This window comes from Roseibium sp. RKSG952, assembly GCF_009711355.1.
Genome location: NZ_SMMF01000503.1, coordinates 1 through 1,418, shown reverse-complemented (window position 1 = coordinate 1,418; position 1,418 = coordinate 1). Strand labels below are relative to the sequence as shown.

1 protein-coding gene is annotated in these 1,418 nt (G+C 61.0%); it reads right to left on the bottom strand.

From position 1 onward, the window contains the following. Positions 1 to 405: 405 nt before the first annotated feature. Positions 406 to 1,418, bottom strand: a 1,013-nt coding sequence (locus E1297_RS01825) for an IS91 family transposase (RefSeq protein ID WP_155133149.1), incomplete at its 5' end; no start/stop codon positions are given.

The following is a 1,418-nucleotide window of genomic DNA, read 5'->3' as shown; positions in this document are numbered from 1 at the left end:
CGGCCCGCATCGAAAAACCTTCACCTAAGCCGCCGTCTGACGATCACTGGATGAGTGGCCGCATGCTGAAGGTTTTTCGATGCGGGCCGCTATGTGGCGGTTGCCGCGGAGCATGCATCGGTCCGCGTTGACAAACCTCGGAAGGAGGAATCCGCGGGGCCTTGGAGGGGCGTCTATGGGGAAAGAGGCACGCAGCGGGGTTCTATTGTGTTGTAGCACGCCGTTGGCATGAGCAAACGTGCAAGCCGGATGGTTTAGGACGGGTTGATCGGAAGCAGATCGAACAGTCACTTTCTGTCAGTTGCGAAGATTTTACGGCGTTCAACGGCATTTGGCACACACCGATGGGCACCCGGAATGTAGTGTCTTTCCGGATGGGCTTTTGGCACTGTGGCGGGCAGGTCGTCATGCTGCCTCCTGTCTTGGTGGTGCACGGGACCGGGGCTTATGGCCGCGTCGGAATAATTCGACGATGCGCATCGGGCCGCCGCAGTCCGGGTATGGCTCTCTCAGCGTGAGCGGAACGATCTCGGCGCCTGATGGCTGATCCTTTTTGACCGTTTCCGCTCCGAGCAGAGCGCGGATCTTTGCGACACTGGTCTTGCGGCCGGCGCTGGCCAGAAGACCGTAGTGGCGGATGCGGTGGAAGCCGTCGGGCAGCACGTGGATCAGGAAACGGCGGATGAACTCGCCGGTGGCCAGACGCATAACCTTCTGGCAGTTGCGATGCTTGAGCAGGTAGTCCTTCCAACGGAACGTGACCGTCCGGGCATCGGCGCTGATCAGGCGGCGGTTCGAGATGGCCACCCGGTGGGTGTAGCGGCTGAGATAGGCCAGTACGGCCTTTGGGCTGCCGAAGGGCGGTTTGGCGTAGACCACCCATTCGGCTCTGCGCAGGGGCGCGAGCCATGCCGTGAAGACGTCATCTTCGGCCAGCCCGGCCAGATCACCGAAGAAGACCAGATCACGCGCACGATGCAGCGCTATCAATCCCTGCAGAAACAGACGCCGGAACAATCGGGACAGGATCCTGACCGGCAGGAAGAAACCAGGACGGCAAGAGATCCATCGCGTGCCATCCGGAGATAGGCCTCCGCCGGGGACAATGATGTGGACATGCGGATGATGGGTGAGTGCCGAGCCCCATGTGTGCAGCACGCTGGTCATGCCGATGCGCGCACCCAGATGCCGGGGATCGGCAGCGATGGTGGTCAAGGTCTCGGCTGAAGCGCGAAACAAAAGATCGTAGACCGTCTTCTTGTTCCAGTACGCAATCCGCGCGATTTCCGCCGGTAGCGTGAAGACCATGTGGAAATACTCCACTGGCAGCAAATCCTCGGCCCGGGCGGCCATCCAGTCCCGGGCTGCCGATCCCTGGCATTTTGGGAAATGCCGGTTCTTGCAGGAATTGTAGGCGA